Here is an 8,938-nt window from a genome sequence, read left to right on the forward strand (position 1 = left end):
AGACAGGGCCCGCACAGCGCGGGCCGGCCGTTTGTCTGTGGCCGGGATGCCCGCGGCGGGCGCGGGCGGGGTCAACACATGGACGGCCGGCGGCTTAGCCCTTCTTCTCGGTCAGTGCGGACGCCTTATGGGCGGCACGCGCCCCCGTCTTGGCGGACTCCACCACGTACTGGGGCTCGTCGTCGCTGGCCCGGTGGGTGTGTCCGTCGAGTTCGAAGTCGCTGGTTTTCTTTTCCACGATCTTGCCGTGCGTCTTGCCCTGTGGCGTGTTCCATTCCACCTGGGTGCCCTTGCTCAATGCCATGCGTTCTCCTCGGGTTGGGAAAAGCCCATCACCGCCGACCTTACGGCCGGCACCTCAGTCCGGCCAGAGCGCCCGGATTGCTGGACTCTGCCGGGGCGCACCACCACACTGTCTATTACAGCCGGAATTCCCGGATTTATCAGGACTGCCGGCAACGTATTTTCTGTGTTCAATTGCCCTGTTCCAATTGCACCGAGAGGACACCGCCATGGAGAACCTGGCAGCTATCCTGCCCCTGATCATTGTTGTTGTCTCGGTGCTTTTGGGCATTCTGGTTATTTGGCTGGCGGTCAAACTCATGTGGAAGGTGGCCGAACCGAACGAGGCCCTCATTATTTCCGGATTGACCCGTGCCACTCTGGAAAGCACCGACGGGATGGACTTCAAGATCGTCACCGGGAAGGGCGCCCTGGTGGTCCCCGGCCTGCAGACCGTCCGGACGCTGTCCCTGACGCTGAACGAAACCGAACTAAAGGTCTCGTGCGTCACGAACCAGGGCATCCAGGTCGTGGTGGAAGGCGTCGTCATTTACAAAATCGGGGACGCCCCGGCCTTTATCGCCAATGCCGCCCGCAGGTTCCTTGGCCAGCAGCCGAAAATGGAGAGCCAGGTGTACAACGTCTTCGAGGGCCACCTGCGTTCCATTATCGGCAGCATGACGGTGGAGGAGATCATCCGCGAACGCGATAAGTTGGCGTCCCAGGTCCGCGGGGCGAGTGGCGTAGAAATGGAAAAGCTGGGCCTGGTGGTTGATTCCCTGCAGATCAAGGACCTTCAGGACCCTACCGGCTACATCCAGAACATCGCCAAGCCGCACATCGCCCAGGTCAAGATGGAAGCCCGCATTGCCGAGGCAACCCGGAACCGCGAGGCCGCGGAGCGGGAAGCCGAGGCCGCCGCTCAGATCGCAGATGCGCAGAGCGTCTCGGCCATCAAGCAGTCCGCCGCGCAGGCCAACGCGGAACGGGCCAGGGCCAATGCGGCGCAGGCCGGCCCGCTGGCGGAGGCAACCGCACGCCAGCAGGTGGTGGTCCAGGAAACCGAGGTGGCCAAGCTGGAGGCGGACCGCGAGGAACAGAAGCTGCAGACCACCATCCGCAAGCCCGCCGACGCCAAGGCCTACGCCCAGCGCACGGAGGCGGAGGCGCAGAAGGCGGCGGACATCAGCGCAGCCGAGGCCCGCGCCAAACGTACGGAACTTGAAGCGCAGGCCAATGCCCGGCGGGTGGAAGTGGAGGCACAGGCCAACGCGAGTGCGGCCGCCGCGATTGCCGGAGCCACCCGGGTGACCGGTGAAGCCGAGGCCGCGGCCACGAAGGCACGGGGTGACGCGGCCGCCTCCGCCATCAAGGCCAAGGCCCTGGCGGAGGCGGAAGGCATCAAGGCCCGCGGCGAGGCGCTGGAAAGCAACCAGGACGCCGTCATCTCCCAGCAGCTGGCAGAAAACATGCCGTCCATCGTGGCAGCGGCCGCCGAGCCGTTCGGGCACGTGGACCAGCTGACCGTGCTCAACGGCGCCGACGGCCTCAACAGCATGGTGGGCGGGATCATCACCCAGGCCGGCTCCTTCCTGCCGCGCCTCTCGACTGCCCTGAAGAACGGGCAGAACCATGCCAAGCAGCCGCCGAAGCAGACCGGATCCTAGGACCGGCGGCCAAGGAAGCCAGGGCAAGCTGAGGGGAGGCCAAACGACATGGTGCACAGGAACGTTGACCGGAGCCTTACCGGGAAGATCGGCAGGGTGAGCGGGCAGATCGGCCCCGGAACCGTGGGCGAGGTCATGCTCGCCTACCGCGGAGGCACCAGCGCTTTTCATGCGTACCCGTTCGACAAGGTCAGCGTTTTCACCGTGGGCGACGAGGTCCTCGTCATCTACTTCGAACCGCCCCAGACCGTCTTCGTCGATGAGCTTCCGGACGTTCTGCGCCACGAATAACCCCGGCCCCGTCTGTTAACCCAACCTTCCTTTCCCGGTCACGCCCGTTCCCCCGCACGGTTAGACGGCGGGAACACCGTTGAGGTGTGAGGATCGCTATCGTTGCCGAATCATTCCTGCCGCTGATGAACGGAGTCACGCACTCCATCCTGCGAGTGCTTGAGCATCTGCAGGAGCGGGGCGATGAGGTGCTGGTGATTGCGCCGTCGACGTCGGACGCTGATGTTCTGGACGTTGTACACGGCGCGTTTGTGCACCGGCTGCCCTCGGTTCCGCTGGCGGGATACACGAACGTGCGCGTGGCGCTGGGAGGTGTGTACCGGGTCAAGAGAATCCTTGCCGACTATGCACCGGACGTGGTCCACCTGGCGTCGCCGTTCGTGCTCGGCTGGCGGGCGGCGCAGGCCGCGCACCAGCTGGGGATCCCCACGGTGGCGATCTACCAGACTGAGGTTCCCAGCTACGCCGCCCGGTACGGGGTGCCGTTCCTGGAAAACTGGGCCTGGAACCGGGTGGAGAACATTCATCTCCTGGCGTCCCGGACCCTGGTGCCGTCCACTTTCGCGCTGAACCAGTTGCGCGGCCGCGGGATTCTGCGGGTTGGCATGTGGCGGCGCGGTGTGGATACTGCGCGTTTTGCACCGGAAAAGCGCGACGACGGGTGGCGGGCGTCCGTGGCACCCGGCGGTGAGCGGATCATCGGCTACGTCGGGCGGCTGGCAGTGGAGAAGCAGGTGGAGGACCTCGCCGTGCTGGCAGATGTCCCGGGCACCCGCCTGGTGATTGTCGGCGGCGGTCCGCAGCGCTCCGCCCTGGAGGAAGCCCTTCCCAACGCGGTGTTCACGGGCTTCCTCGGCGGTGAGGAGCTGGCCCGGGCAGTCGCCTCGTTCGACCTCTTCGTCCATCCCGGCGAGTTTGAGACCTTCTGCCAGACCATCCAGGAGGCCATGGCATCCGGTGTTCCGGTGGTGGCCACCGGCCGCGGAGGGCCCTTGGACCTGGTGGAGAATTCCCGCACGGGCTGGCTGTATGAGCCCGGCGACCTGGCCGGCCTGCGCCGGCATGTGGTGGACCTGATGGGCGACGACGCCAAGCGCCGTGCGTTCGCAGCGGCCGCTTACGCCTCGGTCCAGGGCCGGACGTGGCCGGCCCTGTGCGCGGAACTGGTGCGCCATTACAAAGACGTCATTGCCGGCACACCGCTGGTTGAGCCTGGGCCCACGCCGGCAGGGTCCCCGGGCCGAGCTTGCGAGGTTAGGGAGCCGGTGGGGAACGAAACCAAAACCACCCGCACCCAAGGAGCCACCCTGTGAAGATTTCCGTGATCGGCTGCGGCTACCTCGGAGCCGTGCATGCGGCCACGCTCGCGTCGATGGGCCATACCGTGGTGGGGATCGACACCGACCCCGCCCGCGTCGAGCAGCTGGCCGGCGGCAGGGCACCCTTCTTCGAGCCGGGCCTTGACGAGCTCCTGGGCGACGGCCGGGCCACCGGCCGGCTCAGCTTCTCCACGGACTTCGCCGATGCCGCCGCGGCGCAGGTGCACTTCCTCTGCGTGGGCACGCCGCAGTCCAAGACGTCCGACGGCGCCGACCTGAGTTACCTGCTTTCCGCCACCAGAAGTCTCCTTCCGCACCTGGGCCGGGGTGCCGCCGTCGTCGGCAAATCAACGGTGCCCGTGGGCACCGTAGACAAGCTGGGACGCATGCTCAGCAGCCGGCAGGATGTGCTGCTGGGCTGGAACCCGGAGTTCCTGCGGCAGGGCACGGCCGTCAAGGACACACTGGTGCCGGACCGGCTGGTGTACGGGGTGCCGGGCGGCCAGGCGGGCGCGTTCCTGCGCCGCAGCGACGGCACACAGGGAGCGGCCCGCGGAGTGACCGCCGTGCTGGACGCGGTCTACGAGCCGCTGCTGCGTGCCGGGATCCCCCGGCTCGTATGCAATTTCGCGACGGCGGAACTGATCAAGTCGGCGTCGAACGCCTACCTGGCCACGAAGGTCAGCTTCATCAACGCGATGTCGGAGCTGTGTGACGCTGCCGGCGCCGATGTCACGGAACTGAGCGAAGCGATGGGCATGGACCCGCGCATCGGCAACCGGTACCTGCACGCCGGCCTGGGTTTTGGCGGCGGCTGCCTGCCGAAGGACATCCGCAGTTTCCGGGCCCAGGCTCAGGCGCTGGAGGTCCGGTCCGTGGACGAGTGGATGGGCGTGGTGGACTCCATCAACCTCGGCCAGCGTACCCGGACCGCCGAGATCGCCGCTAAACTCTGCGGCGGCATGATCGCCGGCCGGACCGTGACGGTGCTGGGCGCTGCGTTCAAGCCGGACACCGACGACATCCGGGACTCCCCGGCGCTCGACGTCGCCCTCCGGCTGGCCTCGGCAGGCGCACATGTCACCGTGACGGACCCGAAGGCCATCAACAACTCCTGGATGCGCTACCCGCAGCTCCGGTTTGAGGCCTCGGCCACCCGGGCGCTCGAGGGTGCCGAACTGGTGCTGCTGCTGACCGAATGGGCCGAGTACCGGGATCTCTCGCCGGCCGCCGTCGGGCAGCTGGTACGACGCCGGACGGTACTGGACGCCCGGAACGTGCTGGACGCTGCGGCGTGGCAGGCCGAAGGCTGGACGGTACGCGGCCTCGGCACCCAGACGGCCGCGGCAGTGGACCACGCCCCCGCGGGCTAGCCCCGCACGGGAGGGGGCCGGTGAGGGGCCAACTCAAGGCCGGGTCCGGAGCCCACGCCGGCCCGGTGCCCCGGCCGGGTGAAGCGAGGCTAGGGCGCCGGCGGGGATCACCCCCTATGATCGAGGTGAGGGGGTGGACGCTCGGTGAGTTTCTCGCGGTCTCACGCACCGGTCGCATGACGGTGGATTTCCCACGCCCTGAGCGGGATCCGTCCGGCCATGGCGCCGACCTGTTTGACTCCCTGCCGGACGCGGTTCTGGTGGTGGGCGGCGACGGGGTGATCACGCACGTGAACGCCGCTGCCGAGCGGCTCTTCGGCTACGGCAGGGTAGGACTCGTGGGCCAGGACCACCGGATGCTCCTCGCCGAAGGCTACCGCAGCGGCTTCGACCGCCTCTTCGCCACCCTTCGCAGCGAGAAGGAAGACAACCCCGCCGCTCACACCCCCTTCGAGTCCTACGGGCTGCGCAGCGACGGTACGGAATTCCACGGCGAAGTTGCCTGCTCACTGATGGAGTCCGACGCCGGCCCCTGGCTCGTCGCGTCGATACGGCCAACGTTCCATCGGCAGGAGGCCGACGCCGGGCTGCGGGAAGCGATGTCGCTGCTCAGCGCCACCCTGGAGTCCACGGCGGACGGGATCCTGGTGGTGGGTGTCGACGGCAAGATCGCCGGCATTAACGAGCAGTTCACCAGGATGTGGGGCATCCCCCGGGAACTCATGGCCACGGGCAACGACGCCGCGGTGATCGACCATGTGCTCGGCCTGCTCGCACACCCTGAGAGCTTCCTAAACAAGGTCAACGAACTTTACGCGCACCCCACTGCGGAAAGCCACGACACCCTGGAGTTCCTGGACGGCCGCACCTTTGAGCGCTACTCGCGGCCGCAGCGGGTGGGCAACGTTGTGGTGGGCAGGGTCTGGAGCTTCCGCGACGTCACTCCCCGGCGCCGCGCCCAGGAGCAGGCCCGGCAGGCGATGGCGGACCTCGCCGAACAGGCCGCGCAACTCAAGTTGATGGCGTTCCAGGATCCGCTGACCGGACTGGCGAACCGCAAGCTGTTCCATGACCAGCTGTCCGAAGCACTGAACGGCGGCTTGAGTGCCGCCGTCGACATCCTGCTCCTGGACCTTGACGACTTCAAGGAGGTCAACGACATCCTGGGCCACGCCGCAGGGGACCAGATGCTGGTGGAGGTTGCGCGCCGGCTGCGGGCCTGCGTCCGGCCGGACGACACGGTGGCCCGGCTGGGCGGTGATGAGTTCGTCGTGCTCCTGACCGGCGCTACGGATGCCGATGCGGTGGCGGAGCGCATCGTGCACTCGCTCAACGTTCCCGTGCGGATCGAAGGCGCCATGCTCAGGCCAAGCCTTAGTCTCGGGATCGCTTCGCTGCGCGAGGACGCGGTGGCCGCGTCGGAGCTGCTGCGGCGGGCGGACGTGGCGATGTATGCGGCCAAGGCCGCCGGCAAGAACCGGTACATGCGCTTCCGGCCGGAGATGATGACGGCCTTGGTGCAGCGGACGGACATGGAGGCCGGGCTTCGGCTCGCCGTCGACAACGGCGGGATCAGCGTGAGCTACCAGCCGGTGGTGTCGCCGCGGCTGGGAGAGGTGGTCCAGTTCGAGGCCCTGGCCCGGTGGGAGCGCGATGGAAGGAATGTCCCGCCGTCGCAGTTCATTCCGACGGCGGAGCGCAGCGGACTGATCTCGACGATCGGTTTGCAGATGATGCGGGAAAGTTTCATCCAGCTAGGACCGTGGCTATCGGGCGGAACGGGACGCTCGCTAGCTGTAAACGTGTCCGGGGTGCAGCTGCGCGACTGCGATTTCGCCGGCAGCGTGCTGGGTATGGCGGACGCTCATGGCATGGACCTCCGGCAGCTGGTGCTGGAGGTGACCGAGAGCGTGTTTTTCGACGCCGACGACCACGTCATCAGCCAGCTCACGAGCCTCCGTGGCGCCGGGGTCCGGGTAGCCCTCGACGATTTCGGCACCGGCTACTCGTCGCTGGGCCGGCTGCAGGACCTGCCGGTGGACGCGGTGAAGATCGACCAGTCCTTTGTTTCCATGATCAGGACCGGTGCGGAGAAGCTGCCGATTCTCAGTTCCATGATCAACATGGCCCACAGCCTGGGCCTCAGTGTCACCGCAGAGGGCATCGAGACGTCCGAGCAGGCCGCCTACCTGACGGCCCTTCACTGCGACGCCATGCAGGGCTTCCTGTTCTCGGTCCCCGAATCCGAGGCCGGACTCGACCAGGCCATCAAGCGCTCAGCCGACGTGCTCGAGGCGCTTGCGGGACTTCGCCTGCACCGCTAACCCCGACGCTTCCTCACCTCCGGTCGCCTTCGGGCCAACCCTTCCTCACGCCCCGTCGCCTTCGGGCGGACCCTTCCACACCTCCCGTCGCCTTCAGGCCAACCCTTCCTCACGCCCCGTCGCCTTCAGGCCAACCCTTCCTCACCTCCCAGGCTGAGGGCCAAAGAGCACGGCAGCGCACCCGTTTATGAGGTGATCAGGCGTTGTCGAGTTGCGACCTGTCCGCGGATGCACCGGCGCGGACCAATTCCAGGCTGCGGTCCCATAAGGCCCTCGCCAGGTCGGCGTCATACGCCTGCTTGTTGGCTTTCGCCAACGCACGCTTAACGTAGAAAGCCCCGGGAACCCAATCACGTCCCGGCGTGGAAGTGGCCAGCCAGACGAGCGTGTCGGCGCCCTCCTCGGCCGACAGCAGGAACCGGTTCAGCACCGTCTTGTAGGCGTGGCGGAACCAGCTCGTTGACTCCGCCGCAAAGTTCGTGGCCACGACCCCGGGGTGGAACGCCGCCGCCGCAACGCCGGCGTTCCCGTAGCGGTTCTGCAGTTCTGCGGTGAACAGGATGTTGGCCAACTTGGCGGTGCCGTAAGCACGGTTCGTCGAGTAGCTGCGCTCTGAATTGAGATCCGTCAGATCCAGCCGACCGAAGCTGTTGGCCGCACTGGACGTATTGATGATGGTGGCCCTGCTGGCAGTGAGGATGTCCATCAGCTCGGTCGTCAGCAGAAACGGCGCCAAATGGTTGACCTGGAAGGTCCGCTCATGGCCGTCCGGAGTCAGCTCGTGGCCGCGCATGATCCCGCCGGCGTTGTTCACCAGGACATCTATTCGCGGATACCGGTCACGCAGCACGGCTGCCAATTCACGGACTTGGGAGAGCTCCGCGAAATCGCAGACAAAATGGTCGGCCCCCAGTTCCGCACCTACCGCCGCCGTCTTCTCTGGTGAACGCCCGACGACCACCACTTTCTCGCCTGCCTCTGCCAGGTTCCGTGCAGCTGCTGCACCGATGCCGTCGCTGGCTCCCGTGATGACAATGGTGCGCTGGGGCATGAAGGTCCTTAACCGGTTTGTGGCTGTGCACTGGTCTCATTGAGCCAACAGCGTCAGGCGGGAATATGTTCCAGAAGCAATTGGAGGACGTGAGGAAGCGTTGTCCAAAAACCTGCATTAAATGAGGAAGCGTTTGGGAAAAGGCGGCAGGAGGTGAGGACGCGTCGTGGAAAAACCTGCAGGAGGTGATGGAGCGTTTTAAGCCGGCCGCAAATCCGGGGACGATCTCTCACTACCTGCGGCCCCACACAGGACGCTTCCTCAGATCCTGCCGTCTCCTTACCGGCGCGTCCTCAGATCCTGTCACTTCCGGCCGGACGCGTCCTCAGTTCCTGCCGCTTCCACCCTGACGCGTCCTCAGATCCCGTCGCTTCCGGCCGGACGCGTCCTCAGATCCCGTCGCTTCCGGCCGGACGCGTCCTCATATCCCGTCGGTTCGTTCCGGACGCGTCTTCATGACCGGTCGCGGTGGTGGGGGTTTTAATGTGGGAGAGCCCCGAACCGGTTGCCTGGTTCGGGGCTCTCGACCTAATGGTTGTCCGGCGGTGACCTACTCTCCCACACCCTCCCGGGTGCAGTACCATCGGCGCTGTGGGTCTTAGCTTCCGGGTTCGGAATGGGACCGGGCGTT

At 66.5% G+C, this 8,938-nt stretch carries 7 protein-coding genes and 1 rRNA gene; 5 read left to right on the plus strand and 3 right to left on the minus strand.

Translation table 11 applies throughout. The annotated features are described in order from the left end of the window. Positions 1 to 94: 94 nt before the first annotated feature. On the minus strand, positions 95 to 304 hold the full coding sequence (locus ACFUTU_RS20900) for a DUF2945 domain-containing protein (RefSeq protein ID WP_377967820.1): 210 nt from the start codon (positions 302 to 304) through the stop codon (positions 95 to 97). A 208-nt stretch (positions 305 to 512) separates the two neighbouring features. On the opposite strand from ACFUTU_RS20900, the gene ACFUTU_RS20905 reads away from it, so the two are divergent. The 5 genes from ACFUTU_RS20905 (at position 513) to ACFUTU_RS20925 (ending at position 7,256) form a co-directional block, all read left to right on the plus strand. Further along, the gene (locus tag ACFUTU_RS20905; protein WP_377967822.1) at positions 513 to 1,949 is read left to right on the plus strand and encodes a flotillin family protein; all 1,437 of its coding nucleotides are present in this window, start codon (positions 513 to 515) and stop codon (positions 1,947 to 1,949) included. Positions 1,950 to 2,000: 51 nt separating this feature from the next. Next, positions 2,001 to 2,240 carry a hypothetical protein gene (locus ACFUTU_RS20910; protein ID WP_377967830.1) on the plus strand — a complete coding sequence of 80 codons (240 nt, stop codon included), beginning with the start codon at positions 2,001 to 2,003 and terminating at the stop codon, positions 2,238 to 2,240. A gap of 86 nt (positions 2,241 to 2,326) precedes the next feature. Beyond that, the gene (locus tag ACFUTU_RS20915) at positions 2,327 to 3,553 is read left to right on the plus strand and encodes a glycosyltransferase family 4 protein (protein WP_377967824.1); all 1,227 of its coding nucleotides are present in this window, start codon (positions 2,327 to 2,329) and stop codon (positions 3,551 to 3,553) included. Continuing rightward, positions 3,550 to 4,932, plus strand: a complete 1,383-nt coding sequence (locus tag ACFUTU_RS20920; RefSeq protein WP_377967826.1) for a UDP-glucose dehydrogenase family protein — start codon at positions 3,550 to 3,552, stop codon at positions 4,930 to 4,932. The genes ACFUTU_RS20915 and ACFUTU_RS20920 overlap by 4 nt, the downstream gene beginning before the upstream one ends. A gap of 176 nt (positions 4,933 to 5,108) precedes the next feature. Then, complete coding sequence (locus ACFUTU_RS20925) at positions 5,109 to 7,256, plus strand: putative bifunctional diguanylate cyclase/phosphodiesterase (protein ID WP_377967832.1); 2,148 nt, start codon at positions 5,109 to 5,111, stop codon at positions 7,254 to 7,256. 196 nt (positions 7,257 to 7,452) lie between these two features. Here the strand turns inward: ACFUTU_RS20925 and ACFUTU_RS20930 are convergent, their stop codons facing one another. Together ACFUTU_RS20930 and rrf are read right to left on the minus strand one after the other, a co-directional pair. Then, entirely contained in the window at positions 7,453 to 8,307 is an 855-nt protein-coding gene (locus ACFUTU_RS20930; protein ID WP_377967828.1) for an SDR family NAD(P)-dependent oxidoreductase, read from the minus strand. A 537-nt stretch (positions 8,308 to 8,844) separates the two neighbouring features. Further along, a 5S ribosomal RNA gene (gene rrf, locus ACFUTU_RS20935) occupies positions 8,845 to 8,938 on the minus strand; the annotation flags it as partial.

The sequence above is a fragment of the Arthrobacter sp. NPDC057388 genome (assembly GCF_042668165.1).
GTDB lineage: Bacteria > Actinomycetota > Actinomycetes > Actinomycetales > Micrococcaceae > Arthrobacter.